The organism is Seonamhaeicola marinus, assembly GCF_008085455.1.
The window spans coordinates 1-265 of the sequence record NZ_VSDQ01000027.1; the positions used below are offsets into that span (position 1 = coordinate 1).

The 265-nt window shown below is 27.5% G+C and carries 1 protein-coding gene; it reads left to right on the plus strand.

Features of this window, described 5'->3' with window-relative positions; genetic code table 11:
* Positions 1–181 (plus strand): helix-turn-helix domain-containing protein (locus FUA24_RS00195; RefSeq protein ID WP_317131907.1); only part of this gene is annotated, 181 nt, incomplete at its 5' end.
* Positions 182–265: the final 84 nt, after the last annotated feature.

Sequence of the window (265 nt, forward strand, 5' to 3'; positions counted from 1 at the left end):
AGACAAATATCATTTTGCCGAAGAAATAGAGGAAGAAGAAACCTTGTCATTACAAGATAAAGAACTAGAATTAATTAAAAAATCACTTGAACGTCATAACGGAAAACGTAAATTAGCCGCGGCAGAACTAGGTATAAGCGAACGCACATTATATAGAAAAATTAAACAATATGATTTGTAATTTTTAGTTCTTTCTATAAACAAGTTCAAAAAAAATGAAACACACTACATATTTATTTTTATTAGTTTTCTTGGCAGTATTAAT